This window comes from Pseudomonas sp. zfem001 (genome assembly GCF_032621725.1).
GTDB classification, from domain to species: domain Bacteria; phylum Pseudomonadota; class Gammaproteobacteria; order Pseudomonadales; family Pseudomonadaceae; genus Aquipseudomonas; species Aquipseudomonas sediminis.
In genome coordinates, this window is record NZ_JAVYJI010000007.1 from 154,262 (window position 1) to 174,986 (window position 20,725).

Genomic DNA, 20,725 nt, shown 5'->3' on the forward strand with positions numbered 1-20,725 from the left:
TCGCCCTGCGCAGGTTATGGCATAGTCGGCCAGGATATTGTGACTTTCGGACAATCTATGTCATCTCCCTGGCCTGCACGCCGCAGTATCACCAGCATTCAGTTGCTCACCCAACTGGGACTCGATCTGGGTCTGAGCCTGGACAGGTGCCTGCATCAAACGGGGCTCAGTCCGGTGCAGTTGGCCAGCCTGAACGGGGAGATCGAAGCGCAGCGTGAGCTGCAGTTGATCGCCAACCTGATCGAGGCACTACCCGCAGCCGAAGATCTCGGCTTGCAGGCCGGTCGGCGCTACCACCTGACCACTTATGGCGCCTGGGGTTACGCGATTCTCAGCAGTGCCACGGTGCGCCAGGCCGCTGAGCTGGGCCTGCGCTATCACGGCCTGACCTATGCCTTCACCCGCATCAGCCTGAGCGTGGATGATGCCACGGCCAGCCTGAGCTTCGACGACAGCGCCCTGCCACCGGCGCTGCATGATTTCATCGTGCAGCGCGATATGGTCGGCGCCCTAGTGGTCGTGCGTGAATTGCTCGGTAGCACGCTACGGCTGCTGGACGTGGAACTGCGCCAAGCTGCACCGGCCGATACAGCGCCTTTCATCGCCGCCTTCGGCCAGGTGCCAAGCTTCGGCGCGGAGTGTAATCGCATGGGCTTCGCCGCCGAGTTGCTGGACAACCCACTGCCACGGGCCAACCCGCAACTGGTCAGCGCCTGCGAGCAGCAATGCCAGGCGTTGCTGGCGCGCCATCAATGGCATCAGGGTGTGGCCGGACGCGTGCGCCAGTTGCTGTTGCAGTCGCCAGGGCAGATCGCCGATATGGAACAGGTCGCAGAGCGCCTGCACCTGAGCGGCCGCACCCTGCGCCGGCGCCTGATCGAAGAAGGAACCAGCTTCCGTGCCCTGCAGGACGAGGTGCGCCAGGCGCTGGCCGAAGAGCTGCTGGCCGCCGGCGGTCTGAGTCTGGAAGAGATTGCCGAGCGCCTGGGTTATGGCGAACTGTCGAATTTCATCCACGCCTTCAAACGCTGGAAAGGCATTACACCGGGGCGTTATCAACGTGGCACCTAAGGGTTTGCGGTGTCCCTGGTGCGCGCGGCGCACCCTACCAAAAGCTCATCCGTCCGAACCTTGGCCCTCCGATACGCGCTTCATGTAGGGTGCGCCATGCGCACCGGCCAGGCCGTCAGAGTTTGAAAGTCATCTTCACGCTGACAAGCCGCAAACGCCGAGCTAGGGTGCGAGCCATGAATATCATCACGCTGCTTCTGCCCTACCAACCGCCCTGGGACTGGCAACAGTTCCACAGCCACTTCGCCCTGCGCGCGATTCCCGGGCTGGAGTCATTGAGCGCGAGCAGCTATAGCCGCGGCTTCAGCATCGACGGCACTCCCGGCTGGTTTCGAGTTGCCCCGTTGCCAGGGCAGAACGCGCTGGAACTGCGCTGTCGCCTGGCCTCGCCCGCGCATCTGGATCAACTCGAACAGCGCGTGCGGCGCATGTTCGACCTCGACAGCGAGCCCGAGGCGATTGCCTTGCACCTGAGCACTGACGAACTGCTCTCGCCGCTGCTGCTGCGCAATCCCGGCCTGCGCCTGCCGGTGGCGTTCGATCCGTTCGAACAGGCGGTGCGCGCCATCGTCGGCCAACAGGTCACGGTCAGGGCGGCGGTCACCATCGTCGGGCGTCTGGTGCAGCGTGTCGGCACGTCGATCGAGACGCCGGAAGCGTTGGGCATCAGCCATCTGTTCCCGTCGCCGCAGGCGCTTGCCGATGCCGATCTGACCGGCATCGGCATGCCCGGCAAACGTGTGCAGTGCCTGCAGCACTTCGCCGCGCGCATCGCCGATGGCAGCCTGAAGCTTGATCTGGAAGAAGGCAGCCTGGCACTGATCGAGCGATTGTGCGCCCTGCCTGGCATTGGCCCGTGGACAGCGGAGTACATCGCCCTGCGCGCGTTCGGTGAGGCCGACGCCTTTCCCGCAAGCGATCTGGGTCTACTCAAGGCGCCAGTGTGGGGAGCGGAAGGTATCGACGCACGGCGCCTCAAAGCTCACGCCGAGGCCTGGCGTCCGTGGCGCGCTTATGCGGCGGCGCATCTCTGGCACAACTATTCGGGAGGCTGAACCATGCATTACCGCCATCACGACAGCCCTGTTGGCCCATTGTTTCTCGCGGCCGATGAAGGCGGCCTGCAACTGCTGCTGATGGAGCTGGACAGCCGGCCCTGGCGCATCGAAGACCATTGGCAGCCCGCTGGCCGTGAGCTGGACGCCGTCTGCAGCCAGTTGGACGAATACTTCGCCGGCAAACGCCGTCAGTTCGAATTGCGCCTGGCACCGAGGGGCACAGCATTCCAGCAGGCGGTCTGGCAGGCGCTGCTGGCCATTCCCTACGGCCGCACCTGCAGCTATTCGGAGCTGGCCAATGTCATCGGGCGGCCGCAGGCAGTACGCGCGGTGGGAACGGCCAATGGCGCCAACCCGATCTCCATCATCGTGCCCTGCCACCGGGTGATCGGCCGTGACGGCAGCCTGACAGGTTATGCCGGTGGCCTGCCGCGCAAGCAGCAGTTGCTGGAACTCGAGGGTGTATTGCAGCCAACGCAAGCATAACTGGCTTTGTAACCAGACTCTTTACGAAAAGTGCCTATGGCGCGGGTATGCGCGCCAGAGGCTCAGCACGCGGACGTAGGGGCAAAGCCAGAATCAGCCCTTCGCCCGAAGCCGGAAAGATGCCGGTGAGGGCGGTGATATTGACCTGATGAGAAATCAGCACCAACGGCGCGCCAGCAGGCAGTTGGTTGATCGAGCGAATCAGCTCGGCGGTCTGCTCGGCACCATCCTCGGGCGTGCCGAAGAACGAATCCAGCGCAGCAAATGATTGTACCGGGCCGCGCTGCATGCTGCTGGCCGTGTCCAATGCGCGGCACCAGCGACTGCTGAGAAGCCGCGGCTGTTCGATCCCCTGACGTGCGAGCAACTCGCCCCAGCGCCGGGCCTCGGCACGCCCTTGAGCGTTGAGGTTGCGCTGGGTTTCGCATTGTCCCAGGCGGAAGCTAGCCGGGTCGCCCGTACCCGGCGCCGTGGCATGACGCATGAGTATCAGCGCGCGACCTTCACGCAATGCCTGCCAGGCGTCGGCGTTATCTGCTGCCACACTGAACAGCGGCAGCAGCGCCAAGGCCAGCAGCCACATACGCCTCATATTCTGACGTTGCCGCGCGGCCCCATCAGCGCCCATATGATCAGGCCGATTACCGGCAACAGCACGATCAGCAGAATCCATAGAATCTTGATTCCAGTTTCCGCGTTGCTCTTGACCACGTTGATGATGGCCCAGATATCCAGGGCGAGGATGACTAGGCCAATCAGGCCATTGAAGGTAGAACCCATGACGACACTCCTGTCTGAAAGGTTACCTTCATAGGATAGCTGGCCACCAGCGCGGGTTCCCTTAGTCACCGAGCCTGGCAAATCGGCTGGCGATATCGTCGTCGGTGCGCACAGGTGCGTCCTCGCTGGCGCTCAGGCGCACCACCAGAGCATGCGGTTCCTCCCCCAGGTCGAACCAGTGGCGGGTACCCGCTGGCAGCGACAGCAGGTCGCCCTTCTCGCCCTGCAGCATGTAGACGTGATCGTCGATGTGCAGGCTGAGCTGGGCGAAGCCACCGAGGAACAACCAGGCACTGGCCGTCGATTGCGACTGCTCATCCAGATGACGCGCACGCAACTCCAGTTTCTGCGGATGGTTACGCTGCAGGTTGAACAGCTCCTGCTGCACATGGCCTTCCTTGCCCATGAACGCCTGCAGCCACAGACCATAGGCTGCGTCGAACTCGGCCTGCTCACAGCCGGGGCGCAACGCAGCCGGCAGCTCCACCTGGCGATAATCGATACCCGCCGCCGCCAGGGTGCTGGCGATGTCGTCGGCGTGGTTCAGTATCTTGTTCGGCAGTTCCGGGGAGGTGTGCTGGTAGACGGCGAGGCTGCTCATGAAGGGTTCACTCGATTCAGGGCCGCTCGGGCGGCAGACGGGTGGCAATGATGAAGGCGGCCAGCAAGGCTACCAGACTGGCGATGGCAAACGTCCAGGCCGGGCCCAGGCTCTTCCAGCTGTAACCGGCATACAGCGCGCCCAACGCACCGCCAATCCCGGCCAGACTGACATACAGTGCCTGGGCCTGGCCCTGCTGGCGATCGGCGAAGCTGCGTTGCACGAAGTGAATGCACGCAGCATGGAAAGCGCCAAAAGTGGCGGCGTGCATGCACTGCGCCAGCAACAGTACCGGCAGGTACTGGGCCAGGTTGCCCAGCAGCAGCCAGCGCACGGCGGTGATCAGGAAGCTGGCCAACAATACCGCGCGCAGTGAATAGCGTTGCAGCAGCCGCGCCATGACCAGGAACAGCAGAATCTCCGCCACCACCCCCAGCGCCCAGAACAACCCGATGGCGCCGCGGCTGTAGCCAACACCCTCCAGGTGCAGGGTCAGGAAGGTGTAGTACGGACCGTTGCTCAGTTGCATCAGCCCGACGCAAGCGTAGAACGCGAGGATGCCGGGGCGACGCAATTGGCGCAGAAAACCATCCGACTCCAGCGTGCTAGGGCGCAGCACAGGCTGCGCATTGGGCACCCACAAACTGCTGGCGACGATACCGGCCATGATCACCAGCAGCGCTGCCGGATAGGCATCCAGGCTCAGCCATTCGAACAGCAGGCCGAGGCCGACTACGGCGACGATGAAGCCGATGCTGCCCCAAAGGCGAATCTGGCTGTAGCGCGCCGCCTGCTCGCGCAGATGGGCCAGGGTGATGACCTCGAACTGTGGCAGCACCGCATGCCAGAAGAAAGCGTGAGTGGCCATGATCAGCGCCAGCCAGGCGTAGCTCTGGCTGAAGAAGATGCCGGCGAAGCAGACCAGGGTGCACAGCGCGCCGAAACGCACGATCAACAGGCGCTGACCGGTGTGGTCACCCAGCCAGCCCCACAAGTTCGGTGCCAGGCAACGCATCAGCATGGGAATGGCGATCAACTCGCCGATCCGCGCCGGGGAAAAGCCCAGATGGTCGAAGTACAGCGCCAGGAACGGCGCCGTACCCCCAAGCAGAGCGAAGTAGAAGAAGTAGAAGCCGGACAGCCTCCAGTACGGCAGTGCCCCGCTCATGCCGCCGCCCGGATCACAGCTGCGGCAGCACCGGCGTGGTGACGCGCACGTCGGCATTCTGCCCGCGATGGCGCAGCAGATGATCCATCAGCACGATGGCCATCATGGCCTCGGCAATCGGCGTGGCACGAATGCCCACGCAGGGGTCGTGACGGCCCTTGGTGATGACGTCCACCGGGTTGCCATCGACATCAATGGAGCGCCCCGGCGTGGTGATGCTGGAGGTCGGCTTGAGCGCCAGGTGAGCGACGATCGGCTGGCCGCTGGAGATGCCGCCGAGGATGCCGCCGGCGTTATTGGAGAGGAAGCCCTCCGGGGTCAGCTCGTCGCGATGCTCGGTGCCACGCTGGGCGACGCAGGCGAAGCCGGCGCCGATCTCCACGCCCTTGACCGCGTTGATGCTCATCAGCGCATGGGCCAGTTCGGCATCGAGGCGGTCGAAGATTGGCTCACCGAGGCCCGGCATGACGCCTTCGGCGACTACGGTGATCTTCGCGCCGACCGAATCCTGGTCACGGCGCAGCTGATCCATGTAGGCCTCCAGCTCCGGCACCTTGTCCGGATCGGGGCTGAAGAAGGCGTTCTCCTCCACCGAATCCCAGGTCCTGAACGGAATCTCGATAGGGCCGAGCTGGCTCATGTAGCCACGGATGACGATGCCCTGGCTGGCCAGGAACTTCTTGGCGATGGCACCGGCCGCCACACGCATGGCGGTTTCGCGCGCCGAGCTGCGGCCACCGCCACGGTAATCGCGCAAGCCGTACTTGTGGTGGTAGGTGTAATCGGCGTGGGCCGGGCGGAACAGGTCCTTGATCGCCGAGTAGTCCTTGGACTTCTGGTCCGTGTTGCGGATCAGCAGGCCGATGGAGCAGCCGGTGGTCTTGCCCTCGAACACGCCGGAGAGAATCTCCACCTCGTCGGCTTCCTGGCGCTGCGTGGTGTGGCGGCTGGTGCCCGGCTTGCGGCGATCGAGATCACGCTGCAGGTCTTCCAGAGAAATCTCGACACCCGGCGGGCAACCGTCGACGATGGCGACCAGCGCCGGGCCATGGCTTTCGCCAGCGGTGGTGACGGTGAACAGCTTGCCGTAGGTATTGCCGGACATGGGAAGACACTCCGCGAGATTCAGCATCGGCCTGCCACTGCGCAGGCCCGATTCACAAGGTGGGCGAGTATACCTGCCACCTACTTGCAGTTCACCCCGAACCTTGTCCAACCGAACGCGTCCAATGCCAGTCTGCCACTACCCTACCCTCATCATGCTACGAGCCCTGCTCTTGTCCCTCACCCTGATCACCGGTCTGGCCCAGGCCAACACCACCCGACAACTGCCCATCAGCCTCGACACCGACCAGGGCACCCTGTACGGCAGCCTGCTGGTGCCGCAAAGCGACAAACCGGTGCCGGTGGCGCTGCTGATCGCCGGCTCCGGCCCCACCGACCGCGACGGCAACAACCCCGAGGGTGGCCATAACGATGCATTGAAAAAGCTGGCCCAGGTCCTGGCGCGCAATGGCATCGCCAGCCTGCGCTATGACAAACGCGGCGTGGCCGCCAGCCGCGCCGCCACACCGGATGAGAAAGACCTCAGCGTCGAGCGCTACGTCGCCGATGTCGAAGGCTGGGCCAGTCTGCTAAGGGACGATCCGCGTTTTGATCGACTGATTCTTATCGGTCACAGCGAGGGCGCGCTGATCGCCAGCCTGGCCGCACCTGGCAGCCAGGCCAGTGCTCTGGTATCCATCGCCGGCCCCGCCTACCCCATTGGCCAGGTGCTGGACATGCAACTGGCCATGCGCCTGCCACCGCCGTTGCTGGACGAGAGCCGGCACATCCTCGCCAACCTGATCCGCGGCAAGCTGCAGCCCAAGGTCCCCAAGGAACTGCAAGCGATCTATCGCCCCAGCGTACAGCCCTACCTGATCAGCCTGCTGCGCCAGGACCCGGCGGAGAACTTCGCCGCGCTGCAGATCCCCGCGCTTATCGTGCAAGGCACCCACGACGCCCAGGTCAGCCCGGACAACGCCGAGGTGCTCAAGCAGGCCAAGCCCGATGCCGAGCTGGCGTTAATCACCAGCATGAACCACGTGATGCGCATCACCCCGGCGCCCTGGAACGAACAGCTAGCGTCCTACGACGATCCGCAGCTACCCTTGGCCCGTGCGCTGGGCGAACGGATCGTGTCCTTTATTCGCTCCAGTGCTGAGGAAAATGGCCGATAACGCATCGAAGGCCACCAAACAGTACACAGGACGCCCATGAGCGAAAACCCAGCCCCGGAGGCGCAAGCCGCCGACGCAGTCGCAGGCGAGACGCCCGCCGCGCCGCATCCCTGGACTGACCTGCCAGCAGAGCAGTTCAGCCTGCTGCGCCTGGCGCCACTGCCGGTCGACCGGGAGACCGGGCCGCGACCGCTGCGTTTCGTTCAACTCGGCCGGGTGGAGCGTCATGCCAAGGATCTGAGCCTGCTGCGCCTGACCATCCAGGTGCCAGGCCAACGCCTGCATCGGCAGAACAACCTGCTGGAAGTCTGGGCTGATCATCAGCGCAAAGAGGTTCGCTTCGGCCCGGACAAAGGCCTCAGCGTGGAGCCCGCCAACCGCGGTCTCGGGCGTTTTCTCATGGCGCAGGGCATCGCCTGGGCGCGCAAGCAATACGCGCACTATCAGGTCGAGGGCGGCGCCCTGCCGACCAAGGACAACTTCAACGAAGCGGCCCGCGCCCGGCGTGACCACGCGCTGAAAGCGCAGGGTTTCACCATCGAGTACAGCGACCCGTTGCAGCTCAAGCCGTTCTACAGCGCGCCACGGGTCAGCTCGCTGCACGGCGACTGGCATGCCGAGAAGGTGCAGATCATCGAGTTGCTGGATGCTGCCGCGATGCTGCAGCAGGCCGACCAGACGCTGCAGGAGCAGGACGTCAAACTGCGCAAACTGGAAGATCGGCTCGAACGCCTCAAGCGCGAGGACAGCGGCCTGCGCTTCACCATCACCTGCCTGGTGGCGTTCAGCCTGTTTCAGGCCGGCCTGCTGATCTGGATCGCCACACGCTAGGGCCCCTTGCTACACAAGGCGCACCCTACGCCGCCCATCACGCTGTTCGTAATAGGCGCCCCACCGATGGGCCGTGCGATGGTTCACCCAGCAACAGCACCCCGAAGTACAGGCGAAAAAAAGCCCGCAGTGTGAGCGGGCGTAAGGACTCAAACGAGTCTGAGGGTGACAAGCATTCGTCTGGCAGGCGCCTGGCCTGCCAGTCACTCAGCTACCGCGGTAGGTGGAGTAGCTGTAAGGGGAAATCAGCAGCGGCACGTGGTAGTGCTCCTGGCCGGCATCGATGCCGAAACGCAGGACGACCACGTCGAGGAAGGCCATATCAGGCAGTTTCACGCCACGGGCGCGGTAGTAGTCGCCGGCGTGGAAGTGCAGCTGGTAGACGCCCGTGCGGTAGTCATCACCCTGCAAAACCGGCGCATCGCAACGGCCGTCGTGGTTGGTGGTAACGCTGTTGATCAGCTCCAGCTGCGCGCCTTCGACGCGATACAGCTCGACCTTGATGTCACTCCCTGGGCAGCCGTGTGCGGCATCCAGTACATGTGTAGTCAAACGTCCCATGGGTCTCGGATGCCCGCGGCGCCTGGCGCCCTACGAACACCACACCTCCTCTACTCTGTTGAAATCGGCTCGTCGCAATGCTCCGACGCAATCGCAGGATAGCATGCAGATCTAATATAAAACACTTTACGCACAAATTGTACACAATAATTCCAATGCAGGCGCTGTCGGTGCACCAAACAGGCTCATCGCCCACATCGGCGCACACCAGCAACTACGCCATCGGCCGCATGAATTGCTGACCAGTTCGGCAATTTTCCAGGCGAGGCGCACACTGAATAAAATGATGAAAAGTCGATTTACAAACGGCAACTAACTTTGTATACAATTAGTCATCCCGGTCGCGTAGCCGTCGATTTCCCGGCACGCAGTGACCGCAACGCTCCAGATAGGAAGACTGCAGTGAACGCTGATTACCCACGCGATCTGATCGGCTACGGCGCCAACCCGCCTCACCCGCACTGGCCAGGTGATGCCCGTATTGCCCTGTCCTTCGTGCTCAATTACGAAGAAGGCGGCGAGCGCAACATTCTTCACGGGGACAAGGAATCCGAGGCTTTCCTTTCCGAGATGGTCGCCGCTCAGCCGCTGCAGGGCCAGCGCAACCTGTGCATGGAGTCGCTCTACGAGTACGGCAGCCGCACCGGCGTCTGGCGCCTGCTCAACCTGTTCAAGCAACACGACATTCCACTGACCATCTTCGCCGTGGCCATGGCCGCCCAGCGTCACCCGGACGTGATCCGCGAAATGGTCGCTGCCGGGCATGAGATCTGCAGCCACGGCTATCGCTGGATCGACTACCAGAACATGGACGAAGCCACCGAGCGCGAGCACATGCTCGAGGCCATTCGCATCCTCACCGAGCTGAGCGGCGAACGTCCGCTGGGCTGGTACACCGGTCGCCTGGGCCCGAACACCCGGCGCCTCGTGCGTGAGGAAGGCGGTTTCCTCTACGACTCCGACACCTACGATGACGACCTACCCTACTGGGACCCGGCCAGCACCGCAGAGAAGCCGCACCTGGTAATCCCTTACACCCTCGACACCAACGACATGCGCTTCACCCAGGTGCAGGGCTTCAACAAGGGCGACGATTTCTTCGAATACCTCAAGGATGCCTTCGACGTGCTCTACGCCGAGGGTAAAGCCGGCGCTCCGAAGATGCTGTCGATCGGCATGCACTGCCGCCTGCTCGGTCGTCCGGCCCGCCTGGCCTCGCTGGCACGCTTCATCGACTATGTGAAGAGCCACGACAAGGTCTGGTGCGCCCGCCGCGTCGACATCGCCAAGCACTGGCATGCCACCCACCCCTTCAGCGCGACCGAAAAAGAGAGCCGCCCATGAGCCGTTTCCAGACCCTGACCCCTTCCCAGCTGAGCCGCGACGCGTTCGTCGCTGCCTTCGCCGACATCTATGAGCACTCGCCCTGGGTGGCCGAGAAAGCCTATGACCTCGGCCTGGACGCGTCGGTAGACGACATCGACGGCCTGCAGCAGCGCATGGCGGATATTCTCCTGTCCGCCAGTCATGAGGCGCAACTGGCGCTGATCAACGCTCACCCGGACTTGGCCGGCAAAGCCGCCGTACGCGGCGAACTGACCGCGTCCAGCACCGCCGAGCAATCCGGTGCCGGTATCCACGAGTGCACCGCCGAGGAGTTCGCCCGCTTCACCGAACTCAACGATGCCTACAAGGCCAAGTTCGGCTTCCCCTTCATCAAGGCCGTCAAGGGCAGCAACCGCCACCAGATCCTGGCCGCCTTCGAGGAGCGTATTCACAACACGCCGGAGCAGGAATTCGCCACAGCACTGGCCGAGATCAACAAGATCGCCCTCTTCCGCCTGCAGCAACTGTAAGCGCTGCAGCCTCCCCACCCGAACAGAATAAGTAGAACAGCCATGCGTAGCCTGACCATCGAGCCCCTGAGCAAAGAAGCCTTCGCCCCTTTCGGTGACGTGATCGAAACCGAAGGCAGCGATTTCTTCATGATCAACAATGGTTCCACCCGCCGCTATCACAAGCTGGCCACGGTGCAGACCGCACAGCCGGAGGATCAGGCCATCATCAGCATCTTCAGCGCCGAATCGCTCGAGATGCCGTTGACCATCCGCATGCTGGAACGCCATCCGCTGGGCAGCCAGGCTTTCATTCCGCTGCTCGGCAACCCCTTTCTGATCGTGGTCGCGCCAGTTGGCGATGTACCTGTATCAGGGTCCGTCCGCGCCTTCCTCAGTAATGGCAGGCAGGGCATCAATTACCATCGCGGCGTCTGGCACCACCCGGTGCTGACGATCGAAAAGCGGGATGACTTCCTGGTGGTTGATCGCAGTGGTTCCGGCAACAACTGCGATGAGCATTTCTTCAATGAGGACGAGCTTCTCCTCCTCAACCCCCACCAATAAGAGAAGCCTGGGGCTGGCGTGCCTACCCTGGGAAAGAGGTACAGATCGTGGAAGCACATTTCACCGAATGGCTAAACTTGGGCATCCGCTGGATCCATATGATCACCGGTATCGCCTGGATCGGCGCATCGTTCTATTTCGTCTGGCTGGAGAACAACCTCAACCGTAGCAATCCCCGCGAGGGCCTGTCGGGCGACCTCTGGGCGATTCACGGCGGCGGTATCTACCACCTGGAAAAGTACAAGCTGGCTCCGCCGAAAATGCCGGAGAACCTGCACTGGTTCAAATGGGAAGCCTACGCCACCTGGCTGTCGGGCGTCGCCCTGCTGCTGGTGGTTTACTACCTCAACCCGAGCCTTTATCTGGTCAAGCCAGGTGTCGACCTGGCGCCAGCAGCGGCCATCGCCATCGGCCTCGGCTCCATGGCACTGAGCTATGTGATCTACCACTTCCTGTGCGATTCGCCGCTGGGTAAACGCCCGGCCCTGCTCGGCGCCGTGCTGTTCGTTTTGATCATCGCTGCCGCCTACGGCTTCAGCCAGATTTTCAGCGGCCGCGCCGCGTACATCCATGTCGGCGCCATCATCGGCACCATCATGGTCGGCAACGTGTTCTTCACCATCATGCCGGCCCAACGCGCACTGGTTAAGGCCATCGAGGAAAACACCACGCCGGACCCGACCCTGCCGGCCAAAGGCCTGCTGCGCTCGCGCCACAACAACTACTTCACCCTGCCAGTGCTGTTCATCATGATCAGCAACCACTTCCCGAGCACCTACGGCAGCCAGTACAACTGGCTGATCCTGGCAGGTATCGCGATTCTGGCCGTGCTGGTGCGCCACTACTTCAACACCCGCCACGACAGCAGCAAGTACGTCTGGACGCTGCCGGCCGCAGCGCTGGGCATGATCTGCCTGGCTTACGTCACCGGCCCGCAAACCAAGGCGGTCAGCGCACCGGCAACGGCTCAAGCGCCGGCAATCAAGTACGCTCCCGTTCCTGCAACCGGTCGCCCTGGCAACCCCGTCACCACCAACGAGCCTGCTGCCGAGGAAACCCAAGCCAAAGTCGATGCAAGCAAGGAGCCGTCCACTGCCGCTGACAGTGCGACAACTGCCGCCAGCACCGATTTCGCCCAGGTTGAAAGCGTGATCCACGAGCGTTGCACCGTATGCCACTCGGCGAGCCCGAGCAGCCCGATGTTCAGCGCCGCGCCGGCCGGCCTGATGCTCGATACGCCGGAGCAGATGAAGGCTCAGGCCGCGAAGATCCACGCGCAGACTGTGGCCACGCAGATCATGCCGCTGGGCAATATCACCCAGATGACCCAGGACGAACGTGATCTGATCGGCAGCTGGATCAGCAAAGGCGCTCAGATCAACTGATTGCCACAAATGTCGCGCCCGTGACTCGGCGCGGCATCTTTTTACATCCATGAACCGCCGGCAGCGCGAGCTGACCGGCGGTTCATTTTTTGTGCACAATATAAAAATAAATTGTTTTTAACAGTGTCCACAAGTTGCTATAGTCGACTACATCCTGACCAGTCGGACAATTTTTTCGATTGATCGGAGCAGAGGTGCCGTGAAGCCTCGTGTAAGCCCATGACCATATAAGAACAACTGGCAGGCTATGACATGACCACAGACAGCAACACCCAAGCCCCAGCTACGCCCGACGGCAACAGCGACCTGATCTATCAGCTGGACGACACGCCAGCTTTCGCCCCAGCCATCTTCGCGGCGTTGCAGCATGTGCTGGCCAGCTTCGTTGGCATCATCACCCCTACCCTGATCGTCGGCAGTGCTCTGGGCCTGGGTGCCCACGTGCCCTATCTGGTCAGCATGGCGCTGTTCGTCTCCGGCCTCGGTACCTTCGTCCAGGCCAAACGCATCGGCCCGATCGGTTCCGGCCTGCTGTGCCTGCAAGGCACCAGTTTCGGCTTCCTCAGCGTGATTCTCAGCGCCGGCTTCATCGTCAAGGGCCGTGGCGCCAGCGAGGAAGAGATACTCGCCACGCTGTTCGGCATCTGCTTCTGCGCCGCCTTCGTCGAGATTGCCTTCAGCCAATTCATCAACAAGCTGCGCAAGGTCATCACCCCGGTGGTCACCGGCACCATCATCTGCCTGATGGGCTTGTCACTGATCAAGGTGGGCATGACCGATCTGGCCGGCGGCTATGGCGCGCCAGACCTCGGCGCCCTGCACCATCTGGCCCTCGGCGGCCTGGTGCTGGGCACCATAGTCCTGCTCAACCGCGCCTCGTCACAGGTGCTGCGCCTTTCTGCCGTGATCATCGGCCTGACCCTGGGCTTCGCCGTTGCCTGGTTCACCGGCCGAGTGGACTTCGCCAACATGGCCGAGGTACCGCTGATCAGCGTGCCGCAGCCATTCAAGTACGGCTTCGGCTTTGACTGGATCGCCTTCGTGCCCATCGCCGTGATCTTCCTGATCACCCCACTGGAAACCGCTGGCGACTTGACCGCCAACTCGATCATCTCCAAACAACCGGTGAAAGGTCCGTTGTACATGCGCCGAATCAAGTCCGGGGTGCTGGCCGATGGCTGCAATTCGGCAGTCGCCGCCATGTTCAACAGCCTGCCGATGACCACCTTCAGCCAGAACAACGGGGTGATCCAGCTCACCGGTGTGGCCAGCCGCCACGTGGCTTTCTATATCGCCGGTATCCTGGTACTGCTCGGCCTGTTCCCGGTAGTGGGTGCAGTACTGCAACTGATGCCCAAGCCGGTACTCGGTGGCGCCACCCTGATCATGTTCGGCACCGTTGCGGTGGCCGGCATCAAGATTCTCAGCGAAGCCGGTCTGCATCGTCGCAACGTGCTGATCGTGGCCATATCTCTAGGCCTTGGCCTGGGTGTAGCCGGCGTGCCGGATGTGCTGTCGCACATGCCGGACGTACTGAAGAATATCTTCGGCTCGCCCATCACCATCGGCGCCTTCAGTGCCATCGCGCTGAACATCTTCCTGCCCGATGAGAACCACGAAGTCGAGGAAGACGACTACGACCCCGAGGCGCACCTGCACACCGTGCTGCAGAACCGCCCGGACGATGTAGCCAGCGACGACGACAGCCTCAAGACGCTCAGCCGCGACCTCGACCCGGCCGCCCGACTTAGCTGATCCCAGACTTAGAACCAACTCCCGGCGGCACGCTGCCGGGATACGCACGCTTGCACGCCAACAATAAGGAAAACCGATGAAACTCAAGCATCTGCCCCACTGCCTCGCCCTGTCAGCCGGACTGTTCTCCGGCCAGCAAGCACTCGCTGGCGACCTGCTCTACTGGCAGGACAACAGCCTGTCCTACCTGTACGGCGAGAACTTCCAGCGCATGAACTTCAACGGCGAAGAACAGCGCACCCAGACCACCTTCACCTTCGAGCACGCCAGCGGCTGGGCCTGGGGCGACATCTTCTACTTTCTCGACTACATCCGCGCAGACAACGTGCAGACGCGCGGCAGCTTCGACAACGGCAGCTTCCGTCAGCACGACAAGGATTCCTTCTACTACATGGAGTTCTCCCCGCGCGTCAGCCTGAGCTGGCTGACCGGACAGAAGCTGGCCGCCGGCCCGATCAAGGACGTCTTCGCTGCCTTCACCTACGAGAAAGGCAACGGCGGCCCTGGCCCGGAGAACTACCTCTACGGCATTGGCCTGGACTGGGAAGTGCCCGGCTTCACCTACTTCAAGACCAACCTGTATCAGGTGAAGATCAACAACCACACCTTCTTCGCCGACAGTAATAGCAACGGCTACGCCACCCAGCTGACCGTCAGCGCCGCGTACCCGTTCAGCCTGGGTGACCAGGATTTCGTCGTCGACGGCTTCCTCGACTGGCGTTCGCCGTCGCGTGATGCCGGCACCCAGACCTCGGTGGGCTCTTCGATCCAGGTCAAGTGGGATGCAGGCAAGGCACTGTTCGGCAAGGAACGTCAGCTTTACGTGGGCACCGAGATCAACATGTGGCGCGCCAAGTACGGCGTGAAGCCGGTGGACGGGTCGGATGATCGCTTCGACCAGACCGCCGTGCAGGCATTGGTCAAGTATCACTTCTGATCACGGCCGCAACGAACCTCGCCAACGTCGGGTAGGGACGGTGGCCAGGTAAAAGGGGGATGGCGTTCGCGCCCTCCCCCTTTTTCTTTGACCGATCAATGGCAGGTGCGTACGACACACCCTACGCGGCAGGGCACCATCCGCAGGATGCGCCGTACGCACCGCCCTTGGCAAAGCGGTCTGTATCGCCGCACCAACCCAGCGCCAGCAAATACACCTCAGCACCACGCCGGTGCACAACCGGGACTCCAAGGCGCTTTTCAATCAATAGCTTGCAGCCATGCAACTGACCGCAAAGTCAAGTTTTTGATCACAATATATTTGATTTTTGTGTGCAATTTATCCGAAAGCCATATTCAGCAACGTATTTTCTGTGTACAAGACATTCAGGTTACGACCGAAACACTGTCGAAATGGCTGTATACATCGATTCAGTCATGACGCGAATACAAAATCGGAACGAAACCTGCAGACAAATCTCCTCATAGATCGCCGCGGCGCAAGAACAAAACTGGGAGCTGTCCATGTCCACCACCGAAGACTTTCGCATCAAGCACATCGATCCCTCGCTACACAACGAGGACCTCGCCCCACTGGCCCCAGAAAAACGTACCTGGGGCTGGTTCGAGATTTTCAACGTCTGGTCGAACGACATTCAAAGCCTGTTCGGCTACACCCTGGCGGCGACGCTGTTCATCTCCTACGGGCTCAATGGCTGGGCGGTGCTGGCCGGTATCGTCCTCGCCGGCTGCATCGTCATGGGCCTGGTACAACTGACTGGCAAACCCAGCGTCAAATACGGCATTCCCTTCCCGGTATTCGCCCGCGCCAGCATGGGCGTACGCGGCGCCAACTTCCCCGCACTGGTACGTGGCATCGTCGCCATCTTCTGGTACGGCGTGCAGACCTACTTCGCTTCCACCGCAGTCGCCCTGCTACTCAACTCGCTGTTGGAGCCACAGAACCCGGCCGTCTATATGGGGCTGACCGCCATCGGCTGGCTGTCCTACGTGATCGTCTGCGTGTTCCAGGTCAGCCTTTTCGTCTGCGGCATGAGCTGGATCACCCGCTTCCTCAACTGGGCCGGGCCGTTGGTCTACGTGGTGATGATCGTGCTGATGGGCCTGATCTGGTACCAGGCCGGCCCGAGCCTGCTCAGTGAGCTAGGCAACATCTTCAGCGGCAACGGTGAGTATGCCGCTGGCCCGGTGGCCGCGTTCTTCGCGGTAGTCGGCACCATGGTCGCCTACTTCGCCGCAGTGGTGATCAACTACGGCGACTTCGCCCGCTTCGTCAAAAGCGAGAAGCAGATGACCATCGGCAATTTCCTCGGCCTGCCGGTGAGCCTGGCAATCTTCTCGCTGATCGCGCTGGTAATCACCGCCGGCACCGTGGTGGTGTTCGGTGAAACGCTGACCAACCCGACCGATATCGTTGCGCGTGTCGACAACCTGACCCTGACCATCATCGCCGCGCTGACCTTCTTCGCCGCGACCGTGGGCATCAACCTGGTGGCCAACTTCATCCCGCCAGCCTATGACCTGGCCAACCTGGCACCGGCGCATATCAGCGCCCGCACCGGTGGCTTCATCACCGCCGGCATCGCCTTCTTCATCGGCGCCCTGTGGGTGGCCTTCATCAGTAGCGTCGGTATCGCCGCCTTCGTCGACACCTTGGGCGCGGTGCTGGCTCCGCTATACGGCATCATCGTCGCCGACTACTACCTGGTGCGTCGCCGCAAGCTCGACCTGCAGCAGCTGTTCAGCGCCGAGGTCGGTTCGGCCTATTACTTCGACGGCGGCTGGAACCGCAAGGCGATGCTCGCCTTCGCCATCGGTTCCGTATTCTCCGTCGCCTCGGTATGGGCGCCCGTTCTGAGCCACCTGTCTGGCTACGCCTGGCTGCTTGGCGCCCTGCTCGGCGCCGTGCTGCACTACGGCCTGATGCATGGCCAGGCGCAGGCACTGAAACGCGCCGACGCCAGCCTCTGAGCACTCACTGACGGGACGAAGCCGGCGCCTGTGCGCCGGCTTTTTCTTTCTGCCGCTCGAGAAAGTCCACCTTCCATTGCTCGACCCCCATGTACTCACTATCGAGATTGGCCTCGACCCGATAGCTCGCCTTGAGCGCCGCCACCTGGGCCGCGTGTTCCGCGAGAAAACGATCAAAACGGGCGATCAGCTGCGGATGGCGCAAGCTCGACAGATGAAAACTGCCACGGGTGTGCGGCAACTTGGGGTCGAACACCAGGGCACCAGGCCGGGCGCGAATGTTGTCCAGATAATGGGTGGCCACCACCACATTGAAGTAGGCGCCGTCAGTCTCCTGCTTCAAGGCCTGACGAATCATCTGGCGCAGATCATCGCTGTAGCTCAGCTGGATCTGCCCACTGTCGATACGCTGCTCGTATCCACGCGGCGTCCAGCCCTGCACCATCGCCAGGCGATGAATGTTCTCCAACGGCTGCCCCTGACGCTGCGGCGCGACCAGCGCACCATCGACGTAGTCGACCACGGCCTGGCTGTACTGCAGCGCCATGCCCGCCTTTTGCGCGCCGGCCCAGTGCGGACTGTCCGGGTACTTGAAGTCGATCTCGCCGCGCAGCAGGGCCGGCAGCAACTGATCCACCGGCAACGCCTTGTAGCTCAGGCTCAGGCCACTATCGGCGGCGAAGGCATCCAGCACCTCGCGGGCGAAACCACGGTACTGCCCTTCGCCATCGAGGCTGTAGTGCGGCGCGAATGACAGGTCCTCGACACCGACCACGTAGGTCTGCGCCAGGGCAGCGGGCGCCAGCAGAATGGTGGAAAACAGGCACAGTCGTACGGGCTGCATCAAGAGCCTCCTTATTGTTGTTTTGAGATCGCGGTGACGGCCTAGCCGCCGGTCATGCTCATGAAGCGCACCACCTGGACCTGCTCGTCGGTGGCGAAATGGTGCCGCTCGGGTTTGAGCCGCAGCGCCTCGATCAGCGCCTGGCGCAGGCGCTCGTCGTCACCCGGATGTGCCCGCAACAGGCGCTTGAGATCCAGCGCGTTGTCATGGCCAAGGCAGAGCACCAACTTGCCCTCGGCGGTGACCCGCACACGGTTGCAGTCGCCGCAGAAGTTGTGACTGTGTGGCGAGATGAACCCTACCTGGGTCTGCGTACCGAGCACCTGCCAGTAGCGCGACGGGCCGCCGGTAACCTTGCTGCTGCGCACCAGCGCATGCCGCTGTTCGATGCGCTGACGCACCTCGTCGCTGGAGCAGAAGGTTTGCTCGCGGCTGTGGCTGACCACGCTGCCCAGCGGCATTTCCTCGATGAAGCTGATGTCCAGCCCGCGCTCGATGGCGAACTCGACCAGATCCAGCACCTCGTCGTCGTTACGCCCACTCTGCACCACGCTGTTGAGCTTGATCCGCTCGAAGCCGGCCGCGCGTGCCGCCTCGATACCAGCCAGCACCTGATCGAGCTTGTCGCGCCGGGTAAAGGCGGCAAAGCGTTCGCGCTGCAGGGAATCCAGGCTGATATTCAGGCGCCGCACGCCAGCCGCGCGCAACGGTGCAGCCATCTCTGCCAGTTGCGAGCCATTGGTGGTGATCGCCAGGTCATCCAGCTCGTCACGCTCACCCAGGCGCTGCAGCAGGCTCAGCAGGTTCTTGCGCACCAGCGGCTCGCCACCAGTGATGCGGATACGTCGCACGCCCAGCCCGATGAAGGCATCGGCCACAGCGTAGAGTTCTTCCAGACTGAGAATCTGAGCGCGCGGCGCGAACTGCATGTCTTCGCTCATGCAGTAGGTGCAGCGAAAATCGCAGCGATCGGTCACCGACAAACGCAGGTAGGTGATGCGCCGACCGAAGGGATCGACGAGCTGATGGGTGTTCACGGTAGGTCTCCTGCAGCGTCACGCGCCGAGACTTTTATGTCATGGATAACGCTGTGCGCGATAGAAACAGAAAAGCGATTTCTTGTATACAGAAATTTGACCACAGAGTCAGTTAAGCGCTGAGCAGCCCGTGGCCGCTGCCTTGAGCCTCGCGCAAAGCCGGTGCTACCATGCCCGACCGCCGCCCGGCGGCAGAGCAAACCACAGGGCCTTATGACCAGCATCCGCGAGCGTAACAAAGAGCTCATCCTGCGCGCAGCCAGCGAGGAGTTCGCCGACAAGGGCTTCGCCGCCACCAAGACCAGTGACATTGCGGCCAAGGCAGGCCTGCCCAAGCCCAACGTCTACTACTACTTCAAGTCCAAGGAAAACCTCTACCGCGAGGTCCTGGAAAGCATCATCGAGCCACTGCTGGCCGCCTCTGCCCCCTTCAACCAGCCGGGCCATCCGAGCGAAGTGCTGACCGCCTACATCCGCTCGAAGATCCGCATCTCCCGCGAACTACCTCACGCCTCCAAGGTATTCGCCAGCGAGATCATGCACGGTGCGCCGCACCTGTCGCCGGAACAGACCGAACAGCTCAACGCCCAGGCCAAACACAATATTGCCTGCATCCAGCGCTGGATCGATCAACGACAGATGGCGCAGGTCGACCCGCACCACCTGCTGTTCAGCATCTGGGCGGCGACCCAGACCTACGCCGACTTCGACTGGCAGATATCCACCGTCACCGGCAAGGCCAGCCTGGACGATGCCGACTACGAAGCCGCCGCGCAGACCATCATTCGCCTGGTGCTCAAAGGCTGCGACGTCAGCCCGATGCCATCGAAGGCATCCGAGCTGGTGACCAGCGCCTAACTCGAATCCGCGGCCTATGCCAAACCCGTAGGGTGCGCCGCGCGCACCGAGTTTACGACACGGACGCTCGGGAAGCCTTGGTGCGCACGGCACGCCCTACGGACTGGTAGAAGTTAACCCTACGCAAAGCCGAAAACCGTGGGAGGCGCTTTAGCGGCGACGCTTCGATGCCGTAGTCGCGGCTCAAGCCCATCCCACAGTCGTAGCCCGGATGCATCGGGGGCATCGCACAGCCGTGATCAAGCCAGTGCGCAGAGCCTGGGCGGCCCCGCAACACCCTACGCCCCTGCGTCCGCCTGCAGGCCCAGCGACTCCAGCGCACTCACTGCACACTGCTCATCGATATCCGAGGTGTCGCCGGTGATACCGACGGCGCCAATCACCTCGCCGCGCTCGTCACGAATCAGAACTCCGCCCGGCGCCGGGATCAGGCTGCCCTGCGCCAGATTGTTGACCGCACCGATGAACGCCGGACGTTGCTGCGCGTCGGCAGCGATCAGCCGCGAGCCCTTGCCCAGGGCCAACGCCCCCCAGGCCTTGCCAATGGCGATCTGCGGGCGCAGCAGGCTGGCGCCGTCCTCGCGCTGCAGGCTGATCAGGTGTCCACCGGCATCCAACACCGCCACCGTCAGCGGCGCCGCCTTTATCTCCCGCCCCACGGCGAGGGCATTGAGGGTGATGTTCAAAGCGACATTCAGGTTAAGGCTACTCATAGAGGCAATCTCCAAAACTGCAGAT

Annotated in this window: 22 protein-coding genes; 13 read left to right on the forward strand and 9 right to left on the reverse strand. The window is 62.6% G+C overall.

Annotation, left to right across the window (positions count from 1 at the left end; genetic code table 11):
• Positions 1–57 precede the first annotated feature (57 nt).
• From RTH74_RS21175 to RTH74_RS21185, 3 genes are all read left to right on the forward strand, one after another.
• The gene (locus RTH74_RS21175) at positions 58–1,071 is read left to right on the forward strand and encodes an AraC family transcriptional regulator (protein ID WP_316915957.1); all 1,014 of its coding nucleotides are present in this window, start codon (positions 58–60) and stop codon (positions 1,069–1,071) included.
• Between the two features lie 176 nt (positions 1,072–1,247).
• Positions 1,248–2,126: a DNA-3-methyladenine glycosylase gene (locus RTH74_RS21180; protein ID WP_316915958.1), complete on the forward strand. Its 879-nt coding sequence runs from the start codon at positions 1,248–1,250 to the stop codon at positions 2,124–2,126.
• Between the two features lie 3 nt (positions 2,127–2,129).
• Positions 2,130–2,615, forward strand: coding sequence for a methylated-DNA--[protein]-cysteine S-methyltransferase (locus RTH74_RS21185; protein WP_316915959.1), 486 nt, complete (start codon positions 2,130–2,132; stop codon positions 2,613–2,615).
• A gap of 34 nt (positions 2,616–2,649) precedes the next feature.
• Here RTH74_RS21185 and RTH74_RS21190 read toward each other — a convergent pair whose 3' ends face one another.
• From RTH74_RS21190 to aroC, 5 genes are all read right to left on the reverse strand, one after another.
• Positions 2,650–3,207, reverse strand: a complete 558-nt coding sequence (locus tag RTH74_RS21190; protein ID WP_316915960.1) for a histidine phosphatase family protein — start codon at positions 3,205–3,207, stop codon at positions 2,650–2,652.
• On the reverse strand, positions 3,204–3,395 hold the full coding sequence (locus RTH74_RS21195) for a PLDc N-terminal domain-containing protein (protein WP_037002762.1): 192 nt from the start codon (positions 3,393–3,395) through the stop codon (positions 3,204–3,206). Before RTH74_RS21195 ends, RTH74_RS21190 begins: the two co-directional genes overlap by 4 nt.
• A gap of 61 nt (positions 3,396–3,456) precedes the next feature.
• The gene (locus RTH74_RS21200; RefSeq protein ID WP_316915961.1) at positions 3,457–3,996 is read right to left on the reverse strand and encodes an acireductone dioxygenase; all 540 of its coding nucleotides are present in this window, start codon (positions 3,994–3,996) and stop codon (positions 3,457–3,459) included.
• Between the two features lie 16 nt (positions 3,997–4,012).
• Positions 4,013–5,164, reverse strand: a complete 1,152-nt coding sequence (locus RTH74_RS21205) for an MFS transporter (RefSeq protein WP_099523077.1) — start codon at positions 5,162–5,164, stop codon at positions 4,013–4,015.
• A 13-nt stretch (positions 5,165–5,177) separates the two neighbouring features.
• A complete protein-coding gene (gene aroC / locus RTH74_RS21210; protein WP_316915962.1) occupies positions 5,178–6,269 on the reverse strand; it encodes a chorismate synthase in 1,092 nt (363 codons plus the stop codon).
• 124 nt (positions 6,270–6,393) lie between these two features.
• Here aroC and RTH74_RS21215 point away from each other — a divergent pair, with 124 nt between their 5' ends.
• Both RTH74_RS21215 and RTH74_RS21220 read left to right on the forward strand, forming a co-directional pair.
• Positions 6,394–7,386: an alpha/beta fold hydrolase gene (locus tag RTH74_RS21215; protein WP_316915963.1), complete on the forward strand. Its 993-nt coding sequence runs from the start codon at positions 6,394–6,396 to the stop codon at positions 7,384–7,386.
• A 36-nt stretch (positions 7,387–7,422) separates the two neighbouring features.
• Positions 7,423–8,217 (forward strand): hypothetical protein, encoded by a 795-nt coding sequence (locus tag RTH74_RS21220; RefSeq protein WP_125880158.1) that lies wholly within the window; start codon positions 7,423–7,425, stop codon positions 8,215–8,217.
• Between the two features lie 207 nt (positions 8,218–8,424).
• On the opposite strand, the gene uraH is transcribed toward RTH74_RS21220, so the two are convergent.
• A complete protein-coding gene (gene uraH / locus RTH74_RS21225; protein ID WP_072425641.1) occupies positions 8,425–8,778 on the reverse strand; it encodes a hydroxyisourate hydrolase in 354 nt (117 codons plus the stop codon).
• A 402-nt stretch (positions 8,779–9,180) separates the two neighbouring features.
• Here uraH and puuE point away from each other — a divergent pair, with 402 nt between their 5' ends.
• The 7 genes from puuE (at position 9,181) to RTH74_RS21260 (ending at position 17,248) form a co-directional block, all read left to right on the forward strand.
• A complete protein-coding gene (gene puuE, locus RTH74_RS21230) occupies positions 9,181–10,122 on the forward strand; it encodes an allantoinase PuuE (RefSeq protein WP_179544606.1) in 942 nt (313 codons plus the stop codon).
• Complete coding sequence (uraD, locus tag RTH74_RS21235) at positions 10,119–10,634, forward strand: 2-oxo-4-hydroxy-4-carboxy-5-ureidoimidazoline decarboxylase (RefSeq protein WP_064495564.1); 516 nt, start codon at positions 10,119–10,121, stop codon at positions 10,632–10,634. The genes puuE and uraD overlap by 4 nt, the downstream gene beginning before the upstream one ends.
• A 42-nt stretch (positions 10,635–10,676) precedes the next feature.
• Positions 10,677–11,180 (forward strand): ureidoglycolate lyase, encoded by a 504-nt coding sequence (locus tag RTH74_RS21240; protein ID WP_099523083.1) that lies wholly within the window; start codon positions 10,677–10,679, stop codon positions 11,178–11,180.
• Positions 11,181–11,227: 47 nt separating this feature from the next.
• Positions 11,228–12,565, forward strand: coding sequence for a urate hydroxylase PuuD (locus RTH74_RS21245; RefSeq protein ID WP_316915964.1), 1,338 nt, complete (start codon positions 11,228–11,230; stop codon positions 12,563–12,565).
• Positions 12,566–12,817: 252 nt separating this feature from the next.
• Positions 12,818–14,320 (forward strand): nucleobase:cation symporter-2 family protein, encoded by a 1,503-nt coding sequence (locus tag RTH74_RS21250; RefSeq protein ID WP_316915965.1) that lies wholly within the window; start codon positions 12,818–12,820, stop codon positions 14,318–14,320.
• A 76-nt stretch (positions 14,321–14,396) separates the two neighbouring features.
• Positions 14,397–15,257, forward strand: a complete 861-nt coding sequence (locus RTH74_RS21255) for an outer membrane protein OmpK (protein WP_099523086.1) — start codon at positions 14,397–14,399, stop codon at positions 15,255–15,257.
• Between the two features lie 524 nt (positions 15,258–15,781).
• The gene (locus tag RTH74_RS21260; RefSeq protein ID WP_179544602.1) at positions 15,782–17,248 is read left to right on the forward strand and encodes an NCS1 family nucleobase:cation symporter-1; all 1,467 of its coding nucleotides are present in this window, start codon (positions 15,782–15,784) and stop codon (positions 17,246–17,248) included.
• Between the two features lie 4 nt (positions 17,249–17,252).
• Here the strand turns inward: RTH74_RS21260 and RTH74_RS21265 are convergent, their stop codons facing one another.
• Together RTH74_RS21265 and moaA are read right to left on the reverse strand one after the other, a co-directional pair.
• Positions 17,253–18,092 carry a transporter substrate-binding domain-containing protein gene (locus tag RTH74_RS21265; protein ID WP_316915966.1) on the reverse strand — a complete coding sequence of 280 codons (840 nt, stop codon included), beginning with the start codon at positions 18,090–18,092 and terminating at the stop codon, positions 17,253–17,255.
• A gap of 41 nt (positions 18,093–18,133) precedes the next feature.
• Positions 18,134–19,129, reverse strand: a complete 996-nt coding sequence (moaA, locus tag RTH74_RS21270; protein WP_316915967.1) for a GTP 3',8-cyclase MoaA — start codon at positions 19,127–19,129, stop codon at positions 18,134–18,136.
• Positions 19,130–19,342: 213 nt separating this feature from the next.
• Here moaA and RTH74_RS21275 point away from each other — a divergent pair, with 213 nt between their 5' ends.
• Positions 19,343–19,987 (forward strand): TetR/AcrR family transcriptional regulator, encoded by a 645-nt coding sequence (locus RTH74_RS21275; protein ID WP_017679203.1) that lies wholly within the window; start codon positions 19,343–19,345, stop codon positions 19,985–19,987.
• 278 nt (positions 19,988–20,265) lie between these two features.
• On the opposite strand, the gene RTH74_RS21280 is transcribed toward RTH74_RS21275, so the two are convergent.
• A complete protein-coding gene (locus RTH74_RS21280; protein ID WP_125880175.1) occupies positions 20,266–20,700 on the reverse strand; it encodes a GlcG/HbpS family heme-binding protein in 435 nt (144 codons plus the stop codon).
• Positions 20,701–20,725 lie beyond the last annotated feature (25 nt).

Coding starts and splice junctions, on each gene's coding strand:
- RTH74_RS21175 (WP_316915957.1), top strand. CDS start 58: ATGTCATCTCCCTGGCCTGCACGCCGCAGTATCACCAGCATTCAGTTG.
- RTH74_RS21180 (WP_316915958.1), top strand. CDS start 1,248: ATGAATATCATCACGCTGCTTCTGCCCTACCAACCGCCCTGGGACTGG.
- RTH74_RS21185 (WP_316915959.1), top strand. CDS start 2,130: ATGCATTACCGCCATCACGACAGCCCTGTTGGCCCATTGTTTCTCGCG.
- RTH74_RS21190 (WP_316915960.1), bottom strand. CDS start 3,207: ATGAGGCGTATGTGGCTGCTGGCCTTGGCGCTGCTGCCGCTGTTCAGT.
- RTH74_RS21195 (WP_037002762.1), bottom strand. CDS start 3,395: ATGGGTTCTACCTTCAATGGCCTGATTGGCCTAGTCATCCTCGCCCTG.
- RTH74_RS21200 (WP_316915961.1), bottom strand. CDS start 3,996: ATGAGCAGCCTCGCCGTCTACCAGCACACCTCCCCGGAACTGCCGAAC.
- RTH74_RS21205 (WP_099523077.1), bottom strand. CDS start 5,164: ATGAGCGGGGCACTGCCGTACTGGAGGCTGTCCGGCTTCTACTTCTTC.
- aroC (WP_316915962.1), bottom strand. CDS start 6,269: ATGTCCGGCAATACCTACGGCAAGCTGTTCACCGTCACCACCGCTGGC.
- RTH74_RS21215 (WP_316915963.1), top strand. CDS start 6,394: ATGCCAGTCTGCCACTACCCTACCCTCATCATGCTACGAGCCCTGCTC.
- RTH74_RS21220 (WP_125880158.1), top strand. CDS start 7,423: ATGAGCGAAAACCCAGCCCCGGAGGCGCAAGCCGCCGACGCAGTCGCA.
- uraH (WP_072425641.1), bottom strand. CDS start 8,778: ATGGGACGTTTGACTACACATGTACTGGATGCCGCACACGGCTGCCCA.
- uraD (WP_064495564.1), top strand. CDS start 10,119: ATGAGCCGTTTCCAGACCCTGACCCCTTCCCAGCTGAGCCGCGACGCG.
- RTH74_RS21240 (WP_099523083.1), top strand. CDS start 10,677: ATGCGTAGCCTGACCATCGAGCCCCTGAGCAAAGAAGCCTTCGCCCCT.
- RTH74_RS21250 (WP_316915965.1), top strand. CDS start 12,818: ATGACCACAGACAGCAACACCCAAGCCCCAGCTACGCCCGACGGCAAC.
- RTH74_RS21255 (WP_099523086.1), top strand. CDS start 14,397: ATGAAACTCAAGCATCTGCCCCACTGCCTCGCCCTGTCAGCCGGACTG.
- RTH74_RS21260 (WP_179544602.1), top strand. CDS start 15,782: ATGTCCACCACCGAAGACTTTCGCATCAAGCACATCGATCCCTCGCTA.
- RTH74_RS21265 (WP_316915966.1), bottom strand. CDS start 18,092: ATGCAGCCCGTACGACTGTGCCTGTTTTCCACCATTCTGCTGGCGCCC.
- RTH74_RS21275 (WP_017679203.1), top strand. CDS start 19,343: ATGACCAGCATCCGCGAGCGTAACAAAGAGCTCATCCTGCGCGCAGCC.
- RTH74_RS21280 (WP_125880175.1), bottom strand. CDS start 20,700: ATGAGTAGCCTTAACCTGAATGTCGCTTTGAACATCACCCTCAATGCC.